Origin of the sequence: Amycolatopsis sp. NPDC051102 (genome assembly GCF_040682815.1) — a bacterium.
GTDB lineage: Bacteria > Actinomycetota > Actinomycetes > Mycobacteriales > Pseudonocardiaceae > Amycolatopsis.
The window spans coordinates 154603-180787 of the sequence record NZ_JBFBBT010000012.1; the positions used below are offsets into that span (position 1 = coordinate 154603).

23 protein-coding genes are annotated in these 26185 nt (G+C 64.5%); 9 read left to right on the forward strand and 14 right to left on the reverse strand.

All coding sequences use genetic code 11. From position 1 onward, the window contains the following. Nucleotides 1–374 precede the first annotated feature (374 nt). The 3 genes from AB0M93_RS30270 to AB0M93_RS30280 are packed head-to-tail and all read left to right on the forward strand — an operon-like array spanning nt 375 to nt 6897. A complete protein-coding gene (locus tag AB0M93_RS30270; RefSeq protein WP_364279283.1) occupies nt 375–3884 on the forward strand; it encodes a DEAD/DEAH box helicase family protein in 3510 nt (1169 codons plus the stop codon). Next, on the forward strand, nt 3881–5362 hold the full coding sequence (locus AB0M93_RS30275; RefSeq protein ID WP_364279286.1) for a restriction endonuclease subunit S: 1482 nt from the start codon (nt 3881–3883) through the stop codon (nt 5360–5362). Before AB0M93_RS30270 ends, AB0M93_RS30275 begins: the two co-directional genes overlap by 4 nt. Then, nucleotides 5359–6897: a class I SAM-dependent DNA methyltransferase gene (locus tag AB0M93_RS30280; protein ID WP_364279289.1), complete on the forward strand. Its 1539-nt coding sequence runs from the start codon at nt 5359–5361 to the stop codon at nt 6895–6897. Before AB0M93_RS30275 ends, AB0M93_RS30280 begins: the two co-directional genes overlap by 4 nt. A gap of 365 nt (nt 6898–7262) precedes the next feature. Here AB0M93_RS30280 and AB0M93_RS30285 read toward each other — a convergent pair whose 3' ends face one another. Genes AB0M93_RS30285 through AB0M93_RS30300 form a run of 4 tightly spaced genes read right to left on the reverse strand, consistent with a single transcriptional unit; the run spans nt 7263 to nt 9673 of the window. Then, nucleotides 7263–7679: a hypothetical protein gene (locus AB0M93_RS30285; protein ID WP_364279291.1), complete on the reverse strand. Its 417-nt coding sequence runs from the start codon at nt 7677–7679 to the stop codon at nt 7263–7265. 4 nt (nt 7680–7683) lie between these two features. Then, entirely contained in the window at nt 7684–8901 is a 1218-nt protein-coding gene (locus AB0M93_RS30290; RefSeq protein ID WP_364279294.1) for a putative T7SS-secreted protein, read from the reverse strand. Further along, on the reverse strand, nt 8901–9224 hold the full coding sequence (locus AB0M93_RS30295) for a hypothetical protein (protein WP_364279297.1): 324 nt from the start codon (nt 9222–9224) through the stop codon (nt 8901–8903). Before AB0M93_RS30295 ends, AB0M93_RS30290 begins: the two co-directional genes overlap by 1 nt. Further along, a complete protein-coding gene (locus AB0M93_RS30300) occupies nt 9221–9673 on the reverse strand; it encodes a hypothetical protein (RefSeq protein ID WP_364279300.1) in 453 nt (150 codons plus the stop codon). Before AB0M93_RS30300 ends, AB0M93_RS30295 begins: the two co-directional genes overlap by 4 nt. Before the next feature lie 364 nt (nt 9674–10037). Between AB0M93_RS30300 and AB0M93_RS30305 the strand changes: the two genes are divergently transcribed. Further along, nucleotides 10038–10970 (forward strand): hypothetical protein, encoded by a 933-nt coding sequence (locus AB0M93_RS30305; RefSeq protein WP_364279303.1) that lies wholly within the window; start codon nt 10038–10040, stop codon nt 10968–10970. A gap of 3 nt (nt 10971–10973) precedes the next feature. Here the strand turns inward: AB0M93_RS30305 and AB0M93_RS30310 are convergent, their stop codons facing one another. The 7 genes from AB0M93_RS30310 to AB0M93_RS30340 form a co-directional block, all read right to left on the reverse strand. Continuing rightward, nucleotides 10974–12428 carry a hypothetical protein gene (locus tag AB0M93_RS30310; protein ID WP_364279306.1) on the reverse strand — a complete coding sequence of 485 codons (1455 nt, stop codon included), beginning with the start codon at nt 12426–12428 and terminating at the stop codon, nt 10974–10976. Between the two features lie 76 nt (nt 12429–12504). After that, on the reverse strand, nt 12505–13566 hold the full coding sequence (locus AB0M93_RS30315) for a Wadjet anti-phage system protein JetD domain-containing protein (RefSeq protein ID WP_364279309.1): 1062 nt from the start codon (nt 13564–13566) through the stop codon (nt 12505–12507). Beyond that, complete coding sequence (locus AB0M93_RS30320; RefSeq protein ID WP_364279312.1) at nt 13567–15939, reverse strand: hypothetical protein; 2373 nt, start codon at nt 15937–15939, stop codon at nt 13567–13569. A 30-nt stretch (nt 15940–15969) separates the two neighbouring features. Then, nucleotides 15970–16206 carry a hypothetical protein gene (locus AB0M93_RS30325; RefSeq protein WP_364279315.1) on the reverse strand — a complete coding sequence of 79 codons (237 nt, stop codon included), beginning with the start codon at nt 16204–16206 and terminating at the stop codon, nt 15970–15972. Next, a complete protein-coding gene (locus AB0M93_RS30330; RefSeq protein WP_364279318.1) occupies nt 16203–16580 on the reverse strand; it encodes a hypothetical protein in 378 nt (125 codons plus the stop codon). Before AB0M93_RS30330 ends, AB0M93_RS30325 begins: the two co-directional genes overlap by 4 nt. A 151-nt stretch (nt 16581–16731) precedes the next feature. Continuing rightward, on the reverse strand, nt 16732–18018 hold the full coding sequence (locus AB0M93_RS30335) for a hypothetical protein (RefSeq protein ID WP_364279320.1): 1287 nt from the start codon (nt 18016–18018) through the stop codon (nt 16732–16734). After that, nucleotides 18011–19027 (reverse strand): radical SAM protein, encoded by a 1017-nt coding sequence (locus tag AB0M93_RS30340; RefSeq protein WP_364279323.1) that lies wholly within the window; start codon nt 19025–19027, stop codon nt 18011–18013. Before AB0M93_RS30340 ends, AB0M93_RS30335 begins: the two co-directional genes overlap by 8 nt. A gap of 239 nt (nt 19028–19266) precedes the next feature. Between AB0M93_RS30340 and AB0M93_RS30345 the strand changes: the two genes are divergently transcribed. The 5 genes from AB0M93_RS30345 to AB0M93_RS30365 all read left to right on the forward strand — a co-directional run bounded on the left by AB0M93_RS30345 (nt 19267) and on the right by AB0M93_RS30365 (nt 24104). Next, nucleotides 19267–20229, forward strand: a complete 963-nt coding sequence (locus AB0M93_RS30345) for an AAA family ATPase (RefSeq protein ID WP_364279326.1) — start codon at nt 19267–19269, stop codon at nt 20227–20229. Continuing rightward, entirely contained in the window at nt 20226–20903 is a 678-nt protein-coding gene (locus AB0M93_RS30350; RefSeq protein WP_364279329.1) for an RES family NAD+ phosphorylase, read from the forward strand. Before AB0M93_RS30345 ends, AB0M93_RS30350 begins: the two co-directional genes overlap by 4 nt. Before the next feature lie 328 nt (nt 20904–21231). Further along, nucleotides 21232–21840 carry a DUF4232 domain-containing protein gene (locus AB0M93_RS30355; RefSeq protein ID WP_364279569.1) on the forward strand — a complete coding sequence of 203 codons (609 nt, stop codon included), beginning with the start codon at nt 21232–21234 and terminating at the stop codon, nt 21838–21840. A gap of 353 nt (nt 21841–22193) precedes the next feature. Continuing rightward, nucleotides 22194–22703 (forward strand): histidine phosphatase family protein, encoded by a 510-nt coding sequence (locus tag AB0M93_RS30360; protein ID WP_364279332.1) that lies wholly within the window; start codon nt 22194–22196, stop codon nt 22701–22703. 96 nt (nt 22704–22799) lie between these two features. After that, entirely contained in the window at nt 22800–24104 is a 1305-nt protein-coding gene (locus AB0M93_RS30365) for an alginate lyase family protein (RefSeq protein ID WP_364279335.1), read from the forward strand. A 46-nt stretch (nt 24105–24150) separates the two neighbouring features. On the opposite strand, the gene AB0M93_RS30370 is transcribed toward AB0M93_RS30365, so the two are convergent. From AB0M93_RS30370 to AB0M93_RS30380, 3 genes are all read right to left on the reverse strand, one after another. Then, on the reverse strand, nt 24151–24867 hold the full coding sequence (locus AB0M93_RS30370; protein WP_364279338.1) for a trypsin-like serine protease: 717 nt from the start codon (nt 24865–24867) through the stop codon (nt 24151–24153). A 289-nt stretch (nt 24868–25156) separates the two neighbouring features. Next, on the reverse strand, nt 25157–25528 hold the full coding sequence (locus AB0M93_RS30375; RefSeq protein WP_364279572.1) for a hypothetical protein: 372 nt from the start codon (nt 25526–25528) through the stop codon (nt 25157–25159). Nucleotides 25529–25550: 22 nt separating this feature from the next. Then, nucleotides 25551–25916, reverse strand: coding sequence for a hypothetical protein (locus AB0M93_RS30380; protein ID WP_364279341.1), 366 nt, complete (start codon nt 25914–25916; stop codon nt 25551–25553). Between the last annotated feature and the right edge of the window lie 269 nt (nt 25917–26185).

Below are 26185 nucleotides of genomic sequence, written 5' to 3' on the forward strand. Positions count from 1 at the left end.
GTTCAGGACAACGTTCTGGAGACCGCGCTCAACGAGGAAATGATCGAGCACCTGGGCACGAGAAGAGCCAGGCGGGCCCGTTCCGTATGTCGACTAACGTGCGCAATTGATTGGTCGGCTGGGGCGGCTCGGCCGCGGTGCGGTCTTCGGGTGCGAGACGTGAGTCGAGCCTGGCGAAGTTCGGCGCAGTGCTCGGTCATGGCGTGCCGGGTGAGGACTCCGACGGCCATCGTTTCGCCGCGGTTGCTGTGCGTGTGGCGAAGTCAAGCTGTCTGACTGGTTAGGTTGTAACATGACTCTCGCACTGCGCGATCTCACTGAGCTACGCCAGATACAGCGGAGCAGCATGCGGTCAGACAGCGAGGAGCGATGATTTGGGGGCGGACCAGCAGGTTCGGGAGCTGGCCGAACGCACTGCGAACTTCGGCTACCTGCTGACGTACGAGCCGGTACTGGTTGTTCATGGTGCTGCAGCGGAGGCCGCGCTGTTCACCGACCCGAATACGGCCATGTTCAAGTGCCGTTTGTTCGGTGAGGCGCTGACAGCGCGGGCGTTCATCGAGTTCGGCATTCCGAACATGCCGGACAAGCAGTTTCAGCGCCTGAAGGTGCTAAGCGACCAGGGTTTTGTCACCACGCGCGTCCGCCGCTGGTTCGATGACGTCCGCAAGATCGGAAACCAGGCCGTACACGAAGGATACGCGGCCCAGCGTGACGCGCTGCAGCTTGTCCGTGCCTGCTATGAACTCGGCGCCTGGTTCAGCCGTACCGTCAGTGGTGACCGCGACGCCGCTCCGGCTTTCGTGCCACCTCAACCAGGAGGGCCGGCCGAGCCAGCGAGTCCGGAAGAGCCGCAGGCGTTGCAGGAATTACGCCAGCTGCTGAGCAAGTACCACGCCGAGCTCGTCGAGATGAAGACGACGATCGACGAGCAGACTTCCAAGGCGACGGCCGAAGCCGCGGCACAGGCTGCGGCGAACCAGGAGATCCTGCGTGCGGTTCAGGCTCAGGCCGGGGTGCCGGAGCTGATCAAGCAGCTGTCCACGAAGGTGGATGATCTGCAACGGCAGCTCGGTGCGGAGGCCGCCGCGGCCGCACCCATCGAGTCGGCGCTGCGCGAGGAGTACGTCGAGCGGGCGACCATTGCGAGCCGCCCTCGACTTACCGAGGCGCAGGTCCGGCGCATCATCGATCGGATGCTTGCCGACGCGGGCTGGGTCGTGCAGGACCGGGCCGCCACCAACGTGTTCGCCGCGCAGGGTGTCGCGGTCCGCGAAGTGCCGACGGCGACTGGGCGTGCGGACTATCTGCTCTACGTCGACAGCAAGCTGGTCGGCGTCATCGAGGCAAAGCGGGAAGGCGAGAGTCTGGGCGGGGTTGACAGGCAGTCCCGGCGCTACGCGTCCGGACTGGACGCAGGCCAGCGGCTCGCCGCCTGGCGAAGTCCGTTGCCGTTTGTCTACGAGTCCACCGCGGTGGAGACGCGGTTTACGAACGATCTCGACCCGATCGGGCGGGCGCGCAGGGTTTTCTCGTTCCACCAGCCGGGCACCGTCTCTCGTTGGATGCGCGAAGCCGAGTCCGATGTGGAGGTGCCCACGTTCCGGCACCGGCTGCGGCGCATGCCCGACCTGATCACCGAGGGTCTTCGGGACGCCCAGATCGAGGCGATCACCGGGCTTGAGCAGTCTCTCGCTGACGATCGTCCGCGAGCGTTGATCCAGATGGCGACCGGCGCCGGCAAGACGTTCACCATGGTCACCGAGACTTACCGGTTGCTTCGCCATGCCGGCGCGAAGCGCGTACTTTTCCTGGTCGACCGCAACAACCTCGGCCGCCAGGCGCAGAGCGAGTTCGACAACTTCCGAACCCCGGAAGACGGGACTCCGTTCGGAGACATGTACAACGTGCAGCGACTGCGCAGTGACGTCGTGCTGGACTCGACGCACGTGGTGATCAGCACAGTGCAACGGCTCTACTCGATGCTGCGCGGCGAGGACGTGCCGGACAACGACGCGGCCGACGATTACGAGGTGGACGACGCCGTCGAGGTGAACTACAACGCGGCGGTCCCACCGGAATTCTTCGACTTGGTGATCGTCGACGAGTGCCACCGGTCGATCTACGGCAGGTGGCGTGCCGTGCTGGAGTACTTCGACGCGCACATGGTCGGCCTCACCGCCACGCCGGTGGCGCAGACATTCGGGTTCTTCCACGAGAACCTGGTCAGCCAGTACACCTACCGGCAGGCGGTCGCGGACAGCGTGAACGTCGACTTCGACATCATGCGGATCAAGACCGTGGTCGGCGAGCAAGGCGGCAGCATCCCGGCGAACGTGCCCGTTCGGATCGTCGACCTGCACACCCGCCGTGAACGATACGAACAGCTCGACACGAACTTGGACTACAGCGCGGACGCGATCGGGCGTACGGTCATGAACCCGAGTCAGATCCGGACGGTGATCCAGCGGTTCCACGACGACTGGCGTCAGTACTTCCCGTACCGCCACCATGTGCCCAAGACGCTGATCTTCGCCAAGACCGATCAGCACGCCGACGACATCGTCGACATCGTGCGGGAGATTTTCGGCGGCGACAACACGTTCTGCGCGAAGATCACCTACCGCGCCGAGAATCCTGAGCAGCTGATTTCGGACTTTCGCAACGACGCGGCGTTCAGGATCGCGGTGACTGTAGACATGATCGCCACCGGAACCGATGTCAAGCCCCTCGAGTGCGTGCTGTTCCTGCGCGGGGTCTCGAGCGCGACCTACTTCGAGCAGATGAAGGGCCGTGGCGCGCGCACGATCGACATCGACGAATTCCAGCGGGTGACACCGGACGCGCGGGCGAAGGAGAAGTTTCTGCTGGTCGACCCGGTCGGTGTTACCGACCACCCACTGGTTGACTCCCGGCCCTTGCAGCCGGCGAGTCAGCGGCAGGTCAGCCTGGAGAAACTGCTGAACAAGGTGGCAAGCCAGGGCATCACCGTGGAGGAGGCTGCCGCGCTCGGATCGCGGCTGGCGAAGCTGAACCGGCAGATCACGCCCGAGGAGCGGACCGAACTTGCCGAGCTGGCGAGAGGCGAGACGGTCACGGAGATCACGCAGGGCCTGGAGCGGGCGACCGACGAGGAAGCGCAGGAGCGAGCGTTCCAATCCGGGGGCGAGTACGCGCAGCGACAGCTGGTGCTTGATGCCGTTCGTACCTTGGCTGAGCGTCCTGAGCTGCGGGAACGCATCCTCGCCATCCGGCGCAAGTACGACATGCCGTACGACGAGTACTCGCCCGATCGGGTGATTTCGGTGGAGGCGCGGCTGGTCGGCGAGTATGCGCCACAGCAGACTGTTGAGGATTGGCGTCAGTACATGGCCGACAACGCCGACGATATCGCCGCGCTGCGGGTAGCCTTCAGCGACCCCGCGCGTGATCCCGCCGCCGTGTACAAGTCGTTGACGCGGTTGGCCGCTAAGATCGAGTCACCGCCGTATCGGTGGACGCCAGAGCTCCTCTGGCGGGCGTACCAGCGGCTGGGCGTCGCCAAGGGCAACGGTGGCCGGAAGGGCGTGCCGGAGCTGATGGCCATTCTGCGCTACGAGCTCGGACTGGACTCCGAGTTGCGGCCGTACCGGATCGCCGTGGAGGAGAACCTGCGGAACTGGCTGGCGCGACAAGAGCAGCAAGGTACGCGGTTCATCGGCGACCAGGTCTGGTGGATCGACAAGATCGCGGTGACCCTCGCGAACCGCCTGTGCGTGACGCACGATGACCTGGATGGCGTACCGTTCACCGAGCGTGGCGGCGCCGACGGCTTCATCCGGGAGTTCGGCGACGATCGCGCGGAGGAATTGCTGGACGAGCTGAACAGGACGTTGCCTGCATGAGCGATCTACCACCAGGCTGGGAATGGGCAACTTTGGGTGAGCTCGGTGAGTGGTACGGTGGTGGGACACCATCGAAGCGGAATCCAGAATACTGGACCGACGGCATCATTCCTTGGCTCTCACCCAAGGACATGGGGTGGGACAAGCTCGCTCGAACCCGGGACAAGATCTCCGAGGCCGCGTTGACTGGTTCCTCTGCCCGTCTCGTGCCGGAGAACTCGGTGGCGATTGTTGTCCGTTCGGGAATTCTCGAACGTCGACTACCTATAGCTGTGGTGCCATTCGAAACGACACTCAATCAAGATATGCGTGCCGTCGTCCCGTATGACGGAGTCGATCATTCGTGGCTTGCTTACTTCCTGCGAAGCGCTGAGGCGCAGATTTTGAAAGAGTGCTCAAAGCGGGGTACAACCGTGGCCTCGATTGACGTTCCAAGTCTGATGAGGCTGCGAGTGCCAATGGCGCCTCGGCAGGAGCAGAAGCGCGTCGTCGCCGTCCTTGAAGCTCAACTATCTCGTCTCAACGCCGGGAATGACTATGTCCTCATGGCGCGAGAAAGGTACGCGCGGTCTCGCGATGCGGCGACTATGGCCGCACTGCGCGGAGAACTTGTCGAGGCGTCCACGGGTGAGATGTCAATCCGCGATTTCATGGCTTTACTATCCGCCGTCCGGCAAGAGAAGGTGAGCCGCCGCAGGCGTATCCCAATACCGATGTCCCAGTCTCCCGATTTGGGTATGCCGAACAGGTGGGCGGTGACGTCGCTTGACTCACTCTGTTGGGACATTCAATATGGTACATCCGCTAAGGCGACCGCGGATGAGAGCGGCGACGTTATCCCCGTAATACGCATGGGTAACATTCAGGATGGGGGACTCGTCAAGAATTCTCTAAAGTACCTTTCGGTTGACCATCCTGATGTGGCTGGGCTTCGCCTCGTTGACGGTGATGTTCTTTTCAATCGAACAAACAGTTTGGAGCTCGTGGGAAAAACGGCGGCCTATCGCCGCTCGTTCGGCCCTGCCACCTTCGCATCCTATCTAATCCGTTGTCGATTACTGCCTCAGGTAAACCCTGACTGGATTGCGCTTGTTATCAATAGTCCGATCGGCAGAAAATACGTGAAGTCAGTTGCCAGCCAGCAAGTGGGTCAGGCGAACGTCAATGGCACAAAGCTTGCTGCCATGCCGATCCCGTTACCTCCACCAGGCGAACAAGAGCGGATTGTGGCCGCCGTTGGCGAGTTGCTCGAAAGCTTGGAAAGAGGAGCTTCGGTGGCTGACGCTGTCGTGACTCGAGGCAACCGACTCCGCCGCTCTCTTCTAGTCGATGCCTTCTCCGGGCGCCTCGTGCCGCAGGACCCCAACGATGAGCCCGCCTCCGTCCTGCTAGAACGCATCCGAGCATTGCGGGCCGCGCAACCCAAGCGCGGGCGCACCCGCCGCGCTAAGAACACCAACCAGGAGACCCTGCTGTGACGGTGCCCAAAACCGCAGCCGAGGCGAAGCAGCTCGTTGACAAGCTGTGGAGCTACTGCCACGTGCTCCGGCACGACGGTGTCTCGACCATCGACTATGTTGACCAGCTGACCCTGCTGCTGTTCCTCAAGATGGCTCAGGAGCGCGCGGAGCGGAAATCATTCGGCGGCAAGAAGGAGGTCGTGCCGAGCCATCTCGGCTGGCAGACGTTGTTGGACGCGGATGCCGACGATCTCAAGCTGCGCTATGAGAATATCCTTGGTCAGCTCGGCAAGAAGCCGGACACCGCGCTCGGGCTGATCTACCACGGCGCTGAGAATAAGATCCGCAACGCCGCCACTCTGAAGAGACTGATCGTCGATCTCATCGACAAGGTTAACTGGTCCGGAACCGGCGTGGACATCAAGGGCGATGCTTACGAGGCGCTGCTGGAAAAGGGCGCCGAGGACATCAAGTCCGGCGCCGGTCAGTACTTCACTCCCCGCGCGCTCATCGATGCGATGGTTCGCTGCATGCGTCCGAGGCCGGACGACACGATCATCGACCCGGCTTGCGGCACAGGCGGGTTTTTGCTTGCCGCACACGACTATATTCAGCACCACCATGGAGACCAGCTGTCCAAAGAGGATGCCCAGCATCTCCGTAACGGTGGGATCTCCGGTATCGAGCTAGTTCACGATACCGCTCGGCTGGCCCAGATGAACCTGCTCCTGCACGGCATCGGCGAGCCCGGTGGCAAGGCCCTGGTCGACGTCCGCGACGCGCTGGCCAAGCCGCCCGCTGCTGACGAGCGCGCAACCCTAATCCTAGCGAATCCGCCCTTCGGCCGGAAGTCCGGATTCACCACAGTCGACGAGTTCGGCAAGGTGAGCCGCGAGGACGTCAGCTACGACCGCTCCGACTTCTGGGTGACTACCAGCAACAAGCAGCTCAACTTCGTCCAGCACATCGCCAACCTGCTGAAGATCGACGGCAGGGCGGCCGTTGTCGTCCCGGACAACGTGCTGTTCGAAGGCGGCGCAGGTGAAACGCTGCGGCGCCGGCTGCTCAAGGACTGCGACGTCCACACGCTGCTTCGGCTGCCAACCGGGATCTTCTACGCAGGCGGCGTGAAGGCGAACGTCCTGTTCTTCGATCGCAAGCGGGCTCGTCCCGAGCAGGCGTGGACCTCGAAGCTCTGGGTGTATGACTTCCGTACTGGCCAGCACTTCACGCTGCGCCAGAATAAATTGGAGGCGCAGCACCTCGATGAGTTCATCGACGCCTATAACCCGGAAGATCGGCACGCGCGCACCGAGTCGGAACGGTTCAAGTGCTTCACCTACGAAGAATTGCTCGCTCGGGACAAGGTGAATCTCGACATCACCTGGATGCGTGACCCGGATCTCGAGGACGGGGACGAGCTACAGGCGCCGGAAGTCATAGCGCAGGAGATCGTCGAAGACCTCCAAGCCGCCCTCGACGAGTTCGCAGCTGTCGCGGAAGCACTGCAACTGGCCAAAGCCGAACGGGAAGGCCGTATCACCGACGAATAGGTCGGCGGGAGTAGATTGATTCCGTTGTCGGTAATCAGTACCTGGTAGGTTATGATGGTTTTTCGTTTGCCCTGAATTGTGATATCTGTGCATCTTCTTTGCTATGCGTGCCAAGATTGCTATGGCCACGACGTGAGTCGATCATCTGTCCCGCCGGGCCCGCGTGAACGGCGACCGGGTAGGTGGCGTGGCGACGGGACGACGCGGCTTGCGCCCGGATCGCAAGCCAGCCTGAAATAGCTGGCCTGGATGACTCTGTCATCGGCTTCGATGCGGGAGTGCACAGTTATGGGGAATAGCGATCAAACTTAATTGCCAACCGTATGCGGTGTGGAAGACCCCCAGCTGAAGAGCTGGTGGCTCGATCAAGCGGTCGTGTTGCCGTGCGGGTTCGATGGGTTCGTGGCTTCGGAGGTAAGGGTGAGGCGCGGCGCTGCGCTCGAGTAGATCCGGACGTGGCCCCAGTCGCCGGCGATTTCGTAGTGGTTGTCGTGACGCTGGAGGCTGTCGATGTTGCCGAGGTCTTCTTCGCCGGTGGCGTCGCGGTAGGTTTGGGATAACCGGGTGACCCATTCGATCTTGGTGGCGTCGGTGATGGTGAGCACGGCGTCGGCGTAGCAGTGTGCTTCGTCCGGCCGCGGCTGGTGATAGCGCGGGTGTGACGAGGTCAGTACGACCTCGAGCCGGAAGGTCAGCGAGGTGGGTGTCTCGTCGATGGCGAGGACGAAGCTGTCTTCGAGGTAGATCTGGGCGAGGTCGGGGAAGTCGGTGTAGTTCGTCATGTGCTCAGTGGTCCCAGGTGATTGGTGTGTGGTTTCCCAGGCTCTTCCTGGTGACCGGGTTGCCTTGCGGGTCGATGCGGACCCCGTCTTCGTTGCGTAGTTCGACATGCGGGTTTTCGCTGCCCGGGGCGCGGCCGCTGCCTTCCTTGAGGGTCATGCGGATGATGCCGTTGTCGTCGACGTACTTCGGCGGGCCGTTCGGTGTCTGCTGTTTCGTCCATCCCTTGGACTCGGCGTAGCGGGCCAGATCGGATGCCTTTGGTGGTGTGCCCTGGTCGAAGTACTCGTGCAGGGCGGTCTTCACGGGCGGTAGTTTCGGCGCGGCCGGGTCGGGTTTCTCTCCTGCGCGGGTGCCTTTGAGCAGCTTGCCCGCTGCGCCGGCGATGAGCAGGCCGCCCACGATTTGGCCGGTGGCTCGGCCCGGGTGATCTGCCCAGTCGTCCCAGGCGATGAGCTGTTTGCCGAAGTCCACGGGGTGGGTGACGTTGTTCCACGCCGCGGAGGCGATGTCGGTCAGTCCCTCGTGGTCGGGGTTGCCTGGGTCGCCGATGGCGTAGACGAGGTTCCACACGCCTTCGCCGAACCCCTTGAACGCGTTCCACGCGCCTTCACCGACGTCGGCGAAGAATCCGCCGACGTCGTCGAGCCAGTCTGAGGCTGTGGGTGCGCCGCCGGCCTCGTCGGAGATGGTTTCGGTGGTCCGGTCCCCGGCCTCGGTGAGTTGCTGGCGGGCGCGGTTGAGTGTGTCCCGCGCCGCTTGCCGGTCGGCCTCGCCGGGATCGGTAAACGGCGCGACTGTCACCCTGGTGGGGTCACCGTTGGCGGCGTGCTGCTGGTTCTGGGTGTCGGCGTTGGTGACGTCGCGGTCATAGCGGGCCTTCGCGTCCGCTTTTGCGGCCTGGCCGCGGTTCCACAGCTGGATGGCGTCGCCGGCCTGGCCTTGTGCCCAGCGGAGCGTTTGCGCGTATCCGTCGAGTGCTTCAGCGACCGCGTCGAACGAGTCGGAGGCAGCCAGCCACTTGGCGGGTTCGTAGCTGAACTTGTCGTGGAACTTGGCCGCGGCCGGACCTGCCCATGAACCGGTGTCGATCCGGCGGAGGCTGTCCCCGGCCTGCCCGGTTCCCCGGGACCGGGCGTGCAGTACCCGGGCGTTCTCCTCGATCGCGGCCGGGTCACCGGGAACGAGGGCGCGTGGGTCGGCGGTCTCACCGAGTTCGGCCATCAGTCGCCGATCGCCGCAGTGCCGGGATCCGCGGGCAGCTGCCGGGCAGCGGCCTCGTCGATTCCGCGGTAGGCGTCAGCGGCGTGGGCGAGGCAGTCGCCGATCACGCCGGCATCCTCGGTCAGTGTGTCCAGTCCCGCGCTCCACCGCGCGCAGTAGTCCGCCAGCGCGTTGTGGACCCCGGCATGGCCGTAGAGTTTGGCGTCGCCGCAGAGGCCGCGCAGCTCGAATGTCTCCTGGTCATGGATGCTCTGGGTGATTCCCTTGCCCGCGTTGTCCAGTACGTCGACGTCGACGTGGAACCCTGGCCCGTCCACACTCACTCGACGCCCTCCTCGCGCTTGACGTTGACCTCGGTGGTGGGCATGGCCTGCCCGGTGCGTTTCTGCTCGGCTCGTCGGCGTATCGCGGTGAGTGCCTGCGGTGGCACCAGCCGGTTCAGGATCGGGAGCCGATGCTCGTCGTCCGGATCGAGCATCACGCCGATACCGATCGGCAGTTGTCCGAGAAGATCGGCGCCAGTGGTCGCATAGACGTCGCAATCTCCGAAGTGCGTGGCGAGCCGCTGCGGTGTGGAGAACACGAACGTCCACCGGCCACGGCCGGCGACGTCGACTGTCTCGACCCCGGGGCGAGCAGGTCGTCGCCCGTAGACCGTCGCCCGGGCGAACACCGGATCGAACTCGTGAAGACCGCGCCGACCAGCCACCACGTCCTGTGCGCATCGGGCCACAACAGGTTCACTTTCTGCTTCCGCACCTCCCCCTTTCATGGCTATGAGTGTACTGCCTGCTGCAAACAGTGACATCGTGGTGAGCGGTGAGTCGGCGCCGCCGCGACCGCGATCTGCACGAGCCTGTCCTGTGCCGTCTGCCCCCTCGGGGCACGCGCTTCCCGAGAACATGCGTGGCGTCGCCTAATGCCGATTGTGCAGGCGGAAACGAGAGGTTCGTCTTCGAGTACTTACTGTTCAGAATCATCCAATGCGGGCAATACTTCGGCACCCCGGGAGTACTCCACTGGTCCATCCGCGGGGTACTGGGCCGACCCAATGTGCTGCCGCAACGATCCGCTGGCGGGGCTCGATTGACCGGCTAATGTGGTGATGCTGCCGATGTCCTCGGGGAGGAATACGGATGATCCAGGTCGGTGACGAGCAGATCTATCGCGTGCGGGACTTCGACTCCTCGCAACGTGTTCGTGTCGTCGCCACCGAGATGGGAAAGAAGAGCGCGAAGTACGAGATCGAGTTCCTGGAGGGAGACAGCGCCGGCAAGCGGGAGAAAGTTCCCGGGAAGCGGCTCCGCGGAGCGTGGTCGGGAGTACGTGAGTACGACGAGCTGATGGCGAACTGGGAACGGCTTGCTGCGTTCGAGCTGACGGATCCGGAGGAAGCAGCCGTCGAGACCGTGTTCTTGGAGTTGATCCCGGACGAGGTCGCGACCTGGGAGTGGTCGGCCCTGGTGCGATGGGTCACCACGATCCACGATCCGGTAGCGCTCGAGCCGCTCATTGGGATCTCGATCAGTGAACTTACCGACCAGGTCGATTCGTTCGCGATCGGTGAGAGCACAGTGGTTTCCCCCGAAGGCACCCTCATGATCGCCGAGTACGCCTGCCGGGTGAACCCGATGCCGATCCTGGACGGCGTGATCGACGAGGAACGACAGTGCCGGGAGAAGACCAAGCGCGGCGTGACCCACACGAGCAGCGGCGGACGTAAGTGGACGACGGATCCAGACTGGGAATACCGGTCGTACCTCGAGCACTACCGGCCCCGGCACGAGCTCCTGCGTGGCTGGTGCGGTCATCGGGCAGTCACCATGCAGGAGCGGCTGGCCGCGGCCGAGGCGGAGGTGCAGCGCCTGGATGTGCTCATCACCAGGCTCATCGACCAGATGAAGGAGCACGAGCACGGCCATTTCGCCGAGGTGATGGAACGAGTACATGAGGAGGAGCGGATCACTGCCGCCAACTACCGCCCGGTCGTCGACCGTCCGTTGAAGCCCTCGGAGATCCCTGTCCGGTACGAGCGCGCACCACGACGCTGGGGATACCGTCACTGGTGAGCGTCACCGATTCCTGAAGGCCTGCAACTCGCTCGCGGTCGGCATGCCGGGGAGAAGGTGAGGGCGGACCGCGCGGTCGGGGAACGGATCCAAGGCGTCAGCGACCTTCGTGATCCGGTCCGCCCAGGACAGTGCATCCGCGCATTGCTCGTCAGTCAGCGATGACGCGTGCCGGTGCACCTCCGCCGCATAGGCACGGAGCTGGCCTGCTTCGGACCACCGTCTCGCCTGGTCTCGTGCCTCCTCATCGATCAGGTGCTCCCGCTGTGCGATCGCGGCGCGTTCTGCAGCCGCGGCCTGATGCTTCGCCCGTTCGGCTCTCTCCAGCTCCGCTTGGCGCTGCCGCTCCTCGGCCGCTGCGCGCTGCACCGCCAGGTGTCCGAGCCGGAGCCGGACCTCCTCCAGAACCTCAACGAGATCATCTTCCAGGCGATGCTCGTCCGTGTCCTTCCAGCTGTCGGCCCAGAAACGTCCGGCACCGGCCACGACGATCCCCAGGTGCTCATCCGGGACCTCATCGAAGTCCGGGAACATGTAGCCCTGTCGCGCTCGCTTGAGCTCCCGTTCCGTGGGCTCGTGGGGACGCTGCAGCGTGGCCTGGGTGAACCGGAGCCAGACCTCATCCCGGTCGAGGGCGAACCGGATCTCGTTCTGATGGTCACCCCGCGTCGCGTATCCACGTGTCTGTCGCTCCGGCTGGAGCGACACGGTCATCCCGATCTCGCGTGCGCCCCTTACCAGGGCCTCGAGCAGGCGAAAGGCCCGATCGCGCTGTGATCCCTGGACGGGGAATGCGTCCAGCTCCATGCACGCCTGCACGACATCAGTCGGGTCCGGCGCTGTCGTAGACACGGCTTGAGCCAACAGCCTGGTCTGCCACTCGGGCGGCGATTCCAGTGTGATCGCCAGCCGGTATCCCGTGTCTTGTCGACAGTATTCGAACGACAGCCGCATTCCCTCCGGGATCCGCCCGAACCGCCGTGCTAAAGCCGCGAGCTGGCGTTGTTTCGGTGCCTGGTCAGTCGGTACCAGGACGCGATGATCGACTGCATCCTGGAGCTTTTGCATGAGCTGGTCGACCGGTCCTCGTTTCTGCACGACCGGCTTCGTAGATGGCGTGACGCTAGGTCCGGTCGTGCTTGGCTCGGGCCGCTTCCGCGTGCCCGGCTCTGGAGCTTTGGGGCGTTGTTCAGGTTTCTTGGCGTCGGAAGGCGAACGATGGTGGTCGTCGTCCCGGTGCAGGTATGCGTCGTTCTCGAGGTAATAGACGCCTTCCTCAGTGATCGAGGCAACCCATGATGGACCGTGGCCCTTCACGACGAGCAAGCCTCGGTTGTGCAGCGCGCGAGCCACCAAACGGTGCGACCAATCTTCGTAGAGTCCCGCCGCGCAACCGTCGCGCACCCACGCGAGGACTTCCCGCTGAGCCGCATTGAGAGGCATTTTGCGACTGGTCATCGTTACGCTCTCCTCGAAGGAACCGCTCCAGGCCGTCGCTATTGTCAACCCTGTCCGAGCGCGACTGCGTCAGGGTTCAGGTGAGGTCGCAGCGCCACCCGTGGTCAGCGATCAGCTCGGTGATCCCGACCTCTTCCTGGGCAAGACGCGTGCCGCGTATCAGGTGCTCGGCCGCCCGATTCTGCAAATCCAGAGGCAGCCAGGCGGCTACGGCGTGCGCGGTGGCCGCGGCGAGGCGTGCTTGGCCTGGTTGGGGTCGCGCGTAGCGGAACATCGCCGCGTAGAGGCCGATCGCGGGCTTGACGGCCGGGAGGTGCTCGCGCGCTGCGACGGCTGCGGCGTTGGCCGGGATCTGCAGTCCCTTGGCGTCGAGATCACCGAAGTACCGCACCTCACGAACGGTGGGCGTCAGCCGGCTGATCGACAGCACCGACTGCTCGAAGGCGCCGCCTGCTCCCCAGCCGACCAAGCCGACGTTTCCAGGCTCCCGCCGGAGCGCCGACACGAGGGAGTCGAACGTGTCGCTGTTCTCGACCATCAGCAGTATCGGTCCATCACCGACGGACTCCATGATGAAGCCTGGTGCAACCCGCCGGGCTCGCAGGAGGTCCAAGCTGAGCCGGCCGTCACCAAACAACGCCGTCCCCATCAGTTTGTCCGTGACCTTCTCGTTGCCGAAGATCTTGACGGACCGCTCCCGGTGCGGGATGACGGGCAGATCTTCGTGGTCGTGTTCGTGCAACCAGGTGTTGAGGGACTCCAGGTGTGCCCGCTGGGCTGGGCTGGGCCGTGCTTCCTCGACCCAGGCCAGCCGGTGGTGCCACACCATCCGGGCGCCCGGTTTCGGCGGCTTGGATGTCAGTCGGCCGACGAAGCGTGGCAAGTGGGGTTTCTGACTGCGGTCCCAGGACCGCGCACCGGCGGGTTGCACCAATCCGGCGTGATCAAGCTCGGCGATCACGTCGGCGAGCACCGACCGCCGGCCGGGGGTCGAGCGGCCGGCCGGGTCCGCTGTGTCGAGCAGTTGCCACAACTCCTTGAGCTGAACTCGTTGTCGTGGCCAATCGGCGAGCAGGTCCGCCATTCGACGGGCCCGGAGGCTGAGGGTGGGACCGGATGCGTCGAGGTCTTCTGCCACTCAGCCTGCCTCCTCGATGTTCGCCGGCCTGCGGAAGAACCGTGCTGCGGTGATCTGCCCGTGCTCGGGGTCCCCGTCGGTCGGCAGTCCGGTCCGGATTTCGTCCTCGACGGTCAGGTGGGCCATGCCGCTGCGCAGATCGCGGTCGTTGCGCAGCCGGATGATCAGCGGAAACAGCGAAAGTGCGTTGATGTCGAAGAGTCCGGTCGTGTAGATCAGCTGGACACCGAGCGCGTCGGCCACGCCGAGCTGCAGGTCCAACAGGTAACCCGCCGAGGCGCGGCCGATCGGATTGTCCAGGAAGAGGACACCGGCGTGCGGGCGTCGAAGCTGGCCTCGCTCGTTGGATCGCAACGCGGCCATCGTGCAGTACAGGATGATTGCCGCAGTCAGCAGCTGGCCACCCGAGAAGATCTCCGCGACCGACGACACCCGGACCCGCTCGGCGCGCAGCGCGGCATCGGGCTTGAGAATGTCGACCCGCACACCTTTCGGCATCGCGGCTCGGACACCTTTGAGCAGGAGCGTCAGGCCGTCGCGTTTCCCGCCCGTCGTCTTCGTGGTGCCCGTGGCGGCCTCGTCCACTACCTCGCCGAGCCGTGCATCGAGTACTGGCGGTTCGAGTTCGGTGAACCGGATGTGAAGGAAGCGCAGGCCCGCCCAGTCGCCGAGGGCTTCCGGCAGCGCGCTGACCTTCTCCGCGGTGCGCAAGGTCTTGAGCGCAATCTCCACCATGCCGCGCAGCCGGACCACGATCTCGGTGCGGTGGCGGTCGATGTGGGCCAGATCGTCGGTAAGACTGCGCAGCCGCGGCTTGAGCGCGTGCTCCCAGTCCGCGGCATACTCGGCGAGGCGGTCTCGATCGACCGCGATCATCTGCTGCCTGACCGGGCTGTCGACCTTCTCGAAGGCTTGACCGACGGCGTACTGGCCGAGCGACGAAGAGAGGCGGCGAACCTCTCCCTGGGCGTTGGCCAGTATGTTCTCTGCTTCGGACACCGACGTCCGGATCCTGGTCCGCCGGTCGCGCGCGGCGGTGACGTCGCTGGCGAACGGTGGCTCGTCTTCACTGGCGGCGGTCAGTGCGCTGATCGAGTCGTAGAGCGATTCGAAGTCAGCGGCTGTCTTCTTCGTCGCCTCGATCGTCTTGTCGAGATCCCCGAGGTGCCGCTGCGCCTCGTCGTCGGCCTGGCGGGCTCGCTCGTAGTCGCTGGAGGCAACGTCCAGCAACTCCTCCGCGTGTGCGAGGTCACGAGGATGGCAGTAAGGCTCCATCGAGACTTCCTGCGGTTGAAAGGCTTCGTAGGCCTCTTGGCGCCTTCCGGCTTGGCTTTGGGCGGCGCCGGCCTGGTTCGTCAGGCTTTCGACCGCTCGTTCGGTCCGGGCTGTGGCGGCGGATCTGGACGCTGCGTCCGCTCCGTCTGGGCCGCTCAGGAGTTCGGTCGCGCGAACCCGGACGATCTCCGGCACCTTTTCCAGCCCGGCGCGCGCCTGCGCTTCGGCGTTGAGCTTCGCTGCCAGGTCAGCCCGCAGATCAGCGCCGACCTCGACTTGTTCGTAGGCTTCCTTCGCTGCCTGATAGGTCGCTCGCAAGGTTTCGACGGATTCGTCCGGTGGCGTCGCCGTTCGGTCCGCCGACCCGCCGCCGGGAATCCGGCCGACCTCGTCGCGGGTGGCGGCGACGGTCCGCTTTTGGTCGTCGATCTCGCGGTGGAGCTCGGACTTGTCCTCGCGCCGCGCTTCAGCCCGGTTGCGGGCGTCGTCGGCCGCGAGTTGAGCGGCGCCTGCCGCTGCCTGCGCTTCCTTCAGCGCGTGGGACCAAGCCGGCTCCTGGGCGGTGAGCTGAGCAAGTGCGGCAAGCTCGTCCGAGCGATTTCGTGCTTTCTTGGCCACCGCGCGCAGATCGGGCAGGGAAGTGGTGATGGCTTCCTCGGCCTTATTGATCGTGGCGAGCCGGGCGAGCAAGTCCTCCGCGTGGCTTTCAGCCTTCTCCAGCTCCTCCTGGGCGACGTCGCGTTCCGTGGTGAGCTGCTCGATAGTGCCGGGTGGCCACGACCTTTCCCAGTCCTGCAGACGCCTGACCAATGCCTGGTCGTGTTGGATCTGCGCAGTCAGCGCATCCATCTGTATCCGGCGTTCCCGCGTCGTTTCCAGCAGCCGTTGCCGCTCGGCCGCGGCCAGATCGACGTCGTACATCGCCGGATTCGGCGGAACCACGTACTCCGTTCCCGATGCCTCGGCGCGCACTGTGCCGCCGAGGGTCTCGGTGGTGCCGACCACGACGATCGATCGAGGCAGCAAACGTGCGGCCGCCAGGACTTCTTCCGCGCGATCGAAATGCTGCGGATTGTTGAGGACGACGCCGTCGACCAAGTGGGGGTGCGCTGCCATGAGGTGCGCCCGTCAGTCTTCAGGCACTTTGGCGAGGTAGTCCCACCCGGCGTAGGCCCGGATACCGGCTTCGTCGAGGGCCTGGAGCGCGGAGGTGATCTCCGAACGCGGGGGCAAGAGCTCACCGGTCTGCAGCGCGTCCAGCACCAGCCGGTCGGCGGCATCCGCGAGTTGCCGGGCGACCAGTCCTCGCCGTTCTCGGAGATGGCGGGGCAGCTCCTGTCGTGCGCGTTCGGGGCAGAAGCTCAAAACAAGCGCCCTATGGGACAGCATGCCCCATAGGTGACCCAGCCGCGCCGGTCACGTTTCCGCAGCACCGTGGGGGTCATCTCGCGTATCCAGGCGATCTCGACGAGCGAGAGCCAGCGAGCATCCGAACGCGCAGCCCAGAACTTGTCAGAGCTGTCGGCGATGCGTTCTTGCCAGGTCGATCGCGCTTGCTCGAGCGAGGTGTGTGAAAGATCCAGATAGGTCGCCCGCTTGACACCGGCGACGTGACTGGCCGGCTGTCCTGCGGGTTTGAATACGACCAGATCGCCTGCCGCGACCGTGTTCAGGGGGGCGCTGCGTACCTTGTGGAAGCGTGACTCGACTGTCTTGACGCCGTCGATGATCAGTCTCAAGTAGGGGCCTGTCATCACGGCCAGGTGTAAGCCGCTGCCTGGCCGCGTTTCAGTGTGATCAGCCACAGCTGGGTGTGAAGCGACGTCCGGTGTCGAGCTGAGTGCTGTCCGCAAAGCATGGCTGTCTGCCATCGTCGTCGAATTCGTGGAATCAGTCACTGGTCAAGGGCCTCATCGACCTGTACTCGATCAACTCGCGAAGGAGTCGGACTTCACTGTGCTCCATTGGGGTCAAGGGGCGCCCTAAAGAATCGCCGACTTGCGTCACAGGATCGCAGCCTCTGATGACACTGGTCAAAACCTGAATCAGCAACGAAGGATTGGTGGTTACAAAGTACTCATTGTCATCCGTGCACACGTTGGCGAGCTGCCGGCGGCTGTCTCGCTGACTCACTGTATCCAGGATGGCGCTCGTCGAGACCTTGCGGAGCAGGCCTTCGACAGCAGCGGATGAATGTTCGTCGACTCGCACCCGCCATCGTTTTCCGGTGACAACGACCTCCTGCCAGCGGCTGCGCTCCGAGCTGCCCTCGGGTTTCGACAGCGTCGCCGGGTCTGGGCCTCTGACGAAAGTCGCCAAGTCTGCGGCGCGCCAGTCGTCTTCGACAGACAGGAGGCCGGCGCTACGGTGAGCGTTCCGTTCGAACGGTGGGCGTAGGTAGCGCACCGCACCCTGTCGCGTCGAGACGTGGCTGAGACCCGCCTCTCTGGCCAGACGGTGGAAGTTGCCGACATCTCTTTTCGCAGTTGGCCGGGTTCCGGAGGGGGGGAGCGCGAAGAGTATGCGTCCGCGCTGGCGTGTTCCCGCTACGGCGGCATGGAGGAATCCGGCCATGGCATCCGGGTAGAACGGGGCGTCTGCGATGACTACGTCGGCGCGCAGCCCGGCGGTGACATTCGGAGTCGATGTCAGATCGGCGCGCACCTGGCGATAGCGCGGATGGTCGCCTTCGACGAAGTTCGAAAGAAGAGGAAGGGCCGGATTGTCGTCTACAAGTGTGAGTCTGAAGTCTGAGTGGCTGGAGAGCAGGGTGATGGCGACGGTGGGGCAGCCGAGCAGTAAGACGGATCGTGGTGATCTGATCAGCGCGGTGCTGGCCAGTTGAGTGCGGGTGTCATGGGTGAATCGCCACTCGTAGTCGAGGGGATGTGGAGGGGGGAGCAGGTGGTCTTCAACTACAGGACTCGATGTGTTGGCTCGCCGGCAGTCCGCTAACACTGCTCGGCATCGGTCGCGGACATCGAGCGAGCTCGTGTCGGCGAGTTCGGAGATGAGCGACTGGACGAGGACTGGATCGGCTCCCGACATTGCTTGCAGCACAGAATTGAACGACGGCACAACTGGTCCGGCAAGTTGCTTGGCTGCTAGATTCAACAACCGATCTCGCCACCGCTGGTCGTGGTCCACTTCCGACAGGATCGTCGCGCCGTCAGACACGATGGCCTGCTGTCGTCAGCTCGGCCATCGGCTGGTCGAACAAGGGGACCACGCCACGCTCCGCCAAGACGGTGTTCCAGGCGTCGACCATGGCCTCCTGGACGGTCAAGGCGGTTTGATGTGCTGAGCGCATCCGCGGAGCAACAGGGGTGAAGACGTCGATTCGAAGCGGTGTCGTACGCGCGAGGAGCGTGTCGTCGAGCGCTTGAAGGCGGTCCGCGAAACGGCGCATCGCGCTGATTGCTCCCGTAGGTGGTATGGCGGGAGCGGTGAACGTGACGTAGGCGTAGGTGTCTGGGCGAATGGTGAGCAAGCGTTCAAAAAGGGTGAATTGTCGATCGAAAAGCTCTGGCAGTGCGCCGGTGTTGAACGCGAACGAGGTGTCGTCGAACCCTTTGAAACAGCCCACGCGGCCGTAGCCTTGATACGAAGAGAGAACTTCCAACTGGTCTTCAGTTAGGTAGCGAAACAGGTAATCGTTGCTGAGATTGTCATCACTCCACAGAAACACGCGATCTTGCGCATGCCGCTCGCGAAGCGCTTCCATTGTCCACACTACCCATTCCGGAACAAGGTCGGGCTGACCGCCCGAGAGGTCGAGCACGACCGGGCGATCGTCAAGGCCCAGGTACATGTCGACCATGTCGTCGGCAGTGACGAAACGCGACTTCGCCGGATCGCCCCGAAGCAGCGAGAAGGGGACGTAGCAGTACCAGCATCGCCAGTTGCACACGGAGTTCTGGAAGACCTGGGCTTTGCAGCCAGCAGAGGGCACGGCGCCGGCGCCCAGGTGCCTCCTTGCGGGAAGCCATGGTAGTGGGTTATCCGGCCACCCGTTGGCGGTGGTATGGGTGAAGTGTCTGATGCGTCCCAGCCCGGAGCAGTTGGCTGGCTCGCTCAGATCCTCCTCTTGGCTTGAATCGGCCAACACACTGAGTGAGACAGCCCGTTTGTCCTGGTCCAGGCCGCGCAGGCGCAACTCGGGGCTCCAGCTGTCACTGTCGATCATAGTGCTCCCACGTGGCAACGGGCTAGCGTTAGCTGGGCAATCGGATCGCGCGTCGCAGGCGTTACGCTTAGTGATCGAGTGTTCAGGCATAGGCCACTCAGCTACCCCTGCTGGCGGTACTTCTCGAGCTTGGCGAAGCGTATCGTGAAGGTTCCTTGTCGTCTCTGCAACCCGAGACTACTCTTTGTAATGCGACTCGTCGCGCATTGAGCAAGGGTCCCGGTCGGTCGGAGGCTTACATGGACGCTGCGATCGGCATCATCGGCCACGCCCGGACGGGTAAGACCACGTTGGCGAGGGGCCTGGCGGAGGTTATCGAAGGCGCGGGCATCGTTAGCTTCGGTGAAGCTGTGCGTCAGCGTGCGGCCGAGCAGGGATTCGACCCTGGTGACCGTGCCGTGCTGATGAAGCTGGGGCAGCAATGGGTGGACACGGACCTTGAGGGGTACTGCCGCGAGGTCCTGGGCCAAGCTGGCGAAGATGTGCGGGTGCTGATCATTGAGGGTATCCGGCACGAGGAGGTCCGGGCGGAACTCGAGAAGCTGCTCGGCGACGTCGACTTTGCGTGCGTGCTGCTCAAGGCGCCGTACGACGTCCTGGTCCAGAGGATTGCAGAGGACAGCACGGTCCGCGCCGCCGACGTCGAACGGGTGCTACGCGACCCGACGGAGACACAGGTCGACCAGCTGCTTCTCGGTGCTGCGGATCTCATTCTCGATGCGACCGAGCCTGTCGCCCGCAATGTGCATGAAGTGCTGCGCTGGCTCGACGAGCGGGGTCGACAGTCGGGTAGTGAGCCGTCGGTCGACGACTTTGACGAGTTTGACCTCGACGTTTTTGACGATGAGGAGCGCGCAGAACTAGTCAACGCAGTCTCAGCAGAATTTGACATGCTTCTATTGAAAGAAGTATCTGAGCGTTCCGACATTCCGGCAGAAGAATTGCTGACGATGCGAAGTTTGCATCGCCTGCTAGCCGTTGAGTTTGGTGGCCAACTGCTTGTTCCAGGCTTCCAGCTGTCCGGGGATGCGATAGACCAGCGCGTATCTGATGCAGTGTACATGCTGTCCCGCGATTTGGTCGCTTGGGAGATTCTCGCGTGGATGATCTCAAACAACGGCCTGCTTCTGGATGCTGCTCGCCCGGTGGACCTGCCGCGTGACGACCTGCTGGACGCGGTTCGGTGGGAACTGAGTTCATGACGCGTGGGCGCTTGGTTCCGGATCCTCCGCATGACCTGCGGAGGCGCCTCAATATCACCACTTGGTCGCCTTTGGATTCAATGGTCCGCTGTCATAACTCTAAGTACGGCGGCAACAAGTTCAATCCAGGCTCTGGTGAGGGCGGGCGATTTAATTGGTTTAATGACGAGAACGGCTGTCGTGTCCCAGTGTTGTATGCCGCTGATTGCTATGCGGGAGCTATTGCTGAAACCGTCTTGCGAAATGTTCCGTTGACTGGTCGTAGAACGTTGCTGAGAAAATACTACCTTGGTCGTTGCGTTACCAAGCTGAAGCTTGATTCGAGTGTTGTGCTGAGACTGGCGGAGTTTCACGATCCGGGCCTTCTGAGGCTCGGTTTGCGCCCTCGGCAGTTGACCGAGGCGATCAGCTGTCACTACGGCAGGACAGTAAAATGGGCCGAAGCTGTTCATCAGCAAGTGCGGGAGGCGCAGGGGCTCGTCTGGATGAGCGGGCGCTTCAATACAGCGCGTGCTCTCGTCCTCTTCGGCGACCGGGTCGATTCCGCGAACTTGCACGTTGTTCCGGGTAGCGTCGAAGCCGTCGACTCTGGGCCGGGACTGCAACGACTCATCAAGCTGACCATGGAGGCAGATATCACCATCGTCAAGCCGGGACGTCGCCCGGCCCGCTGACAAAAGTCTGAAATCCCGACTTGTCCCATAGTCTTCGTGCCTGTGCCGTCTGGTCGGCATACCGGCCAAGTGAAGAGTGGTGTAGGTAACCGGGGCCTCGGCCACACGGTCAGCGTAGATCACCAAGGACACCTGCCCCATGCAGGCTTGAGCGAAATCGGGCTTCGTCGTCGCTCAGCGCGACCAAGCCGGATCGTTCGCTTAGGCTCTCGCGGGCACCTTCGCCGCGGCCGCCTCCTTGACGCTGTGGCCGCGGACGCCGGGTCGGCGCCCCGCGGCCCGGGACGCCGATAGCGGGTGTCGGTCTCCAACGGGCGTCATGACAGCAATGCAGTCCGGGATTTGGCTGGATACTTGCCGGAAGGAATGCTGGTCGGAGGTGGTGGTGGCTGTGGACTCCGGTGATCAGAGCCCGGCCGATAGTGGTCGGGTGCCCTGGCGCGTCACATCGGCTGAGCCGGGTGCAGGTCCGCCGGCGGGGGAGCTGTTTGCTGCCCTGTCGCCGCGATGGCAGGAAGAGGCACGGGTTCCTCCGTGCGGCTCGGATGATCTCGCGGTGTCGGTCCGGTGGTTCAGGGCGACGGGTGGCGGGCTGCGTGGTGAGGTCATTGCGGAGAACGTGAGCGGGCGGGTCTGCCGGTTGGGCGGAAAGCCGGTACTGCAGCCACTGGGGTCGGACGGGCAACCGCTTGGCGTGGATCAGTGGGTCACTCTGGAGATGCGCATCCCGCCGTTCGTGATCTTGGAGCCGGGTCAGGCGGCGTCGGCGCCGATCACCTGGTCGGGGTGGAGCGGCCGGACTGCCTCCGGCCGGATCGCCCTGTCCTGGGAGGGTGGCTCGGCGACGGTCGACGCTGCAGGACCAATCGAGCCTGGGCCGCCGAAACGAGGGTTGGCCGGCAGTCTTTCGTCGAGTTGGTTCAATCTCATTCACTGAGTCGATTGGCGGCGGCGATCAAGTCGTCTTTTTTGTGGCTCAGGTCCATCCACAATGGACCAAAATTGTGGCCAGTGCGTCTCCGATGGGGCTCCGTTGCTTGAGTAGTGCCTGACACTGTGCGACACTCGACGACGCTGAAAGGCGGTAAAAATGTCGTCTGAACTGCATTTATTGGCAGAGTCCGACACTTAGCGACACTCGTCGACATTCATTTCCCGTAGACTTTTAATCCGTAGGTTCTGGGTTCGAGCCCCAGGCGGCCCACTCAAAAGCCCGAAGCCGGCGGCTTGTCGATCTCCGCCGTGAAGAGCACGATCCGTCCGCGGCTGGTGTCGATTAGGGTTGCGGGCATGGACGTGACCAGGTGGCTCATCGTTCTCCGGCACGCCAAGTCGGACTGGTCCGAAGGTCTGCCCGACCACGAACGTCCCCTCGCGCCCCGTGGGGTTCGTGATGCGCCTCGGCTTGGGCGGTGGCTGGCCGAGACCGGGCGCGTTCCGGAGCTGGTTGTCTGCTCCACCGCTCGGCGCACCCGGGAAACCTGGCAGCGTGTCAGCGGCGAGCTTCCCGCGCCGCCGCCTGTCGAGTACGACGATGATCTCTACGGTGCCGACGTTCCCGAGTTGCTGAACGCAGCCCGCCGGACGCCGTCCGATGTCACCACGCTTGCGCTCGTCGGGCACGAGCCCGGGGTCAGCGAGGTGACGTTGCACCTCGCCGGTCATCGGGAAGAGACCTTGCAGGTCCAGACCAAGTTCCCTACCGGTGCTGCTGCTGTTCTCGCCACCACGGATCCGTGGGATGCACTTCGTACCGCCCGGCTCGTCGCCTTCTTCCGGCCTCGCGACTTCACCGACTGAGCCTGGTCTGGACCAAGCCATTGCCTCAGCGGCTTTCACATGCGTACGCTCCATTCACTCACAGGTCTGATGTTCATATTTGTGAATGGAGCGGACATGGTTCTCCGCCACACCGTCGTGGCCGCGGTGGCTGCGCTCGGCCTCGTCGCCACGTCGTTCGCTGCGCCGGCCGAAGCCGCGTCGCGGACCGTGCACTGCGCTGTTCCGGTCCTCGGGCCGGTGTGTGCTCCCGATACCGCCGTCCTCGATGGCAAGCAGCTGCTTCGGACGAAGTTCGCCGCTCTCGTCGGCGAGAGAACGTCTCGCACAGGGCTCAACAACCTTCTCGGTGCCGCGAAGACCGACCTGACGACGGGACCGTGGAGCGTCACCACGAAGAAACAGGTGCCGCCCAGCGGTGACAAGCACGACTACCTCAGCCTTGCGCCCTACTGGTGGCCGACCACGCAGCCGACCGCCGAAAACCCCTGGGGCTGTCCGTTCGTGCAGCGGGACGGCCAGCGCAACCCGATCGTCGACGAGATCACCGACCACGCCTACCGCGGTGAGGCATTCGCCGCGATCTACCGGCTCGCGCTCGCTTGGTACTACACCGGGGACGCTCGCTACGCCCAGCGCGCGGCGCTTGACCTGCGTACGTGGTTCCTCGACGCCGCGACGAAGATGAACCCGAACATGAACTTCGCGCAGGGCATCCCGTGCAAGGTGGACGGGCGCGGCATCGGCATCATCGAGTTCTCCTACACGCTGACCCAGGTCGTCGACGCCACCGCGATCCTCGCCACCGGCGCCCCCGGCTGGACGAATACCGACCAGGCCGGCATGACCGGCTGGTACACGCAGTTCCTCGACTGGCTGCGCACCAGCAAGAACGGGACCGACGAGGCCAAGGCCCAGAACAACCACGGCAGCTTCTACGACATGCTCGTCGCCTCGCTCGCGCTGGGCACCGGGCAGCGGGACCTGGCCGCAACCATCGCGCGGGACGCGGGGCCGAAGCGGATCGCGGCGCAGATCGAGGCCAACGGCTACCAACCGCAGGAGGCCAGCCGGACCCGCAGCTGGCACTACTCCGCCTTCAACCTCGTCGCGCTGACCCGGCTCGCGCAGATCGGTGAGCACGTCGGCGTCGACCTGTGGCACTACACCGCGCCCAGTGGCGCCACGCTGTTCTCCGCTGTCGACTTCCTGATCCCGGGAGCCACGCAGGGGCAGTCCGCCTGGCCGTATCCCGAACTGGACTTCCGGGCCTACGCGGCGCTGGACGTCCTCCACGCGGCTGCCGACGCGGGTGACCGGGCGGCGCGGACGGCTCTGCCGCGGGTGCCGGTCGAGCCGGGCGGGGACCTGTACCCGGTCCGGCCCGCCGCCGAACAGCTCGACGACATTTCCACCTCCTGACGGCGCGAAAAGGGGCCCGGCCGCACGGCCGGGCCCCTTTCGGGAATCAGACGCCGGCGACCTGGGAAATCCAGCTGCGATAACGCGTGATGTTCGTGTACGCGGTGTTGTTCGACCGGTCGCTGGTCGACGCGACGCCGACCTGGCGGCCGGAGGCGAACATCGGACCGCCGGAGTCGCCGCCGGCGGTGATGCCGTTGACGCGGTTCGCGCACACCGCGACGCCGCCGGTGTAGTCGCTGCAGCTGATCGAGTTCACCCGCACGGTCGCGACCTTCAGGTACCGCGACTGGCAGTTGATCTCGGAGCCGCACTGGCTGGTCGCGCCCCAGCCGTAGACCGAGACGTTCTGCCCGACCGAGACGTCGCCGACGCTGCCGAGCGGCGAGTAGGTGGCGTTCACCGAGGTCGTCAGCCGGACGATCGCCAGGTCAGCGGAACCCGGGTAGCGCGTGATGGTGGAGCCGGTGGCCATCGTTCCGCCGCTGGACTGGTCCAGGCTGCCGATGCGGAACGTGTAGGTGCCGGAGCTGCTGACGCAGTGCTTGGCGGTGAGGATGTACTGCGGCGCGATGATCGTCGCGGTGCAGTTCTGCTGGCCGTTGACGAACAGCCGGGCCGCCCAGGGGCCGCTGGAGGCGGTGCTGCCGCCGATGATCGACGGCTGGGCCTGCGGGGTGCTGTCCGCGGCCGCCGGACCGCCGAGCCCGACGATGGCCAATGCGGTGCTCGCGGCCAGCAGGACGAACTTGCCGATTTTCACGCTCACTCCTTTTCACGCGGGGGAGAACCGCGTGGGGGAAAGCCGGTGGGGACCGAACTCCAGGATTGTCCGAGTTCTGAGCGAATGTCCGGAACCGACGAAAGTCGCCGGTCGAATCCGTATTTATCTCCCGCTGCGGGGTACGTGCAGTTCCCCTACTGTTCCGCGCTTGAGCCAGGACGCCCGTATCCGGGGCATGGTGAGTGTCCGGTGTCGCTCCGGCGTTGTCGCCGGGACACCGGGGGCCAGTGACGGCCGGGGGCCTCGAGGGGCTCTTAAGCTGGGCCGATCAGGCGGGGATCTTCGCCGGAGCCGTCTTCCGTAGCCAGTACAGGCCGATGACCGGCAGCACCAGCGGGATGAACAGGTAGCCCTCGCCGTAGACCGACCAGACGGTCGGGTGCCGGAAGGCGGCCGCGTCGACGAGGCTGAGTGTGCCGATCGTCAGTACGCCCAGCAGCTCGATCGAACAGGCCGCGAGGGCGACGCGCCACCAGCCGTCGCCGCGCCGGGCCAGCGCGATCGTCGCGACGATGTAGACGACCGCGGCGAACGCCGAGAGCAGGTAGGCGAGCGGGGCTTCGTGGAACTTCGTGCTGATCTGGACGCCGGCGCGCGACGTCGCCGCCAGTGCGAAGATCGCGTACACGGCGACGAGCACCCGTCCGGGGCCGCTGGCCGTCCTACGCTGTTGCTCCACTCCACACCTCGTTCAGTCGCAGCACCATCACCGGGATGGCCAGGCAGGCGATGCCGAGCACGGCGGTGCTCGACCGGCTTCGCTCGGCCAGTGCCCAGGCGGCGCCGACGGGCAGCACGACCAGGCAGCCGATCAGGTAGGCCAGGTAGGTCGCCAGGCTGCCGGGGCGCTCACCGCCGGCCAGCAGCACGATCCCGATCACCAGCTGCGCGACCAGCAGCAGCTCGAGCACCGCGAGCGCGATCAGGAGCGGGTTGTCCGGCAGCCGGTTGCGAGCCGACTGCACAAAGCTCCAGAGCGCGACGAGCGTGGCAGCCACGGCGACCGTCACGGCGAATCCGAAGATCACCCGTTCCTCCTTCCGGTCCGCCGGCCGCCAACTTACTCCGTGGTACCTGCCGGCCTGTCCGCCGAGGTGCCGCGGCGTGGCGCGGACCACCGCGGCGATGGCCGATGCCCAGGGACGTCGACACACAATGCGTGTGTTGTGAAAATCGATCACCGATCGAGTTGATGGCATTCTGCCAATTTGTCGTGGGAATTCGGGTGAAACTTCGATGGACCTGCGAAATGCTCCGAAGAAGCTTCACGTTACAACTCTTTGGTGTGACGCATCGG

Bases quoted from the DNA above. Each gene is read 5' to 3' on its own strand.
- AB0M93_RS30275 (WP_364279286.1), top strand. From the start codon at position 3,881: ATGAGCGATCTACCACCAGGCTGGGAATGGGCAACTTTGGGTGAGCTC.
- AB0M93_RS30285 (WP_364279291.1), bottom strand. From the start codon at position 7,679: ATGACGAACTACACCGACTTCCCCGACCTCGCCCAGATCTACCTCGAA.
- AB0M93_RS30290 (WP_364279294.1), bottom strand. From the start codon at position 8,901: ATGGCCGAACTCGGTGAGACCGCCGACCCACGCGCCCTCGTTCCCGGT.
- AB0M93_RS30300 (WP_364279300.1), bottom strand. From the start codon at position 9,673: ATGAAAGGGGGAGGTGCGGAAGCAGAAAGTGAACCTGTTGTGGCCCGA.
- AB0M93_RS30305 (WP_364279303.1), top strand. From the start codon at position 10,038: ATGATCCAGGTCGGTGACGAGCAGATCTATCGCGTGCGGGACTTCGAC.
- AB0M93_RS30310 (WP_364279306.1), bottom strand. From the start codon at position 12,428: ATGACCAGTCGCAAAATGCCTCTCAATGCGGCTCAGCGGGAAGTCCTC.
- AB0M93_RS30340 (WP_364279323.1), bottom strand. From the start codon at position 19,027: ATGATCGACAGTGACAGCTGGAGCCCCGAGTTGCGCCTGCGCGGCCTG.
- AB0M93_RS30345 (WP_364279326.1), top strand. From the start codon at position 19,267: ATGGACGCTGCGATCGGCATCATCGGCCACGCCCGGACGGGTAAGACC.
- AB0M93_RS30350 (WP_364279329.1), top strand. From the start codon at position 20,226: ATGACGCGTGGGCGCTTGGTTCCGGATCCTCCGCATGACCTGCGGAGG.
- AB0M93_RS30355 (WP_364279569.1), top strand. From the start codon at position 21,232: ATGCAGTCCGGGATTTGGCTGGATACTTGCCGGAAGGAATGCTGGTCG.
- AB0M93_RS30360 (WP_364279332.1), top strand. From the start codon at position 22,194: ATGGACGTGACCAGGTGGCTCATCGTTCTCCGGCACGCCAAGTCGGAC.
- AB0M93_RS30365 (WP_364279335.1), top strand. From the start codon at position 22,800: ATGGTTCTCCGCCACACCGTCGTGGCCGCGGTGGCTGCGCTCGGCCTC.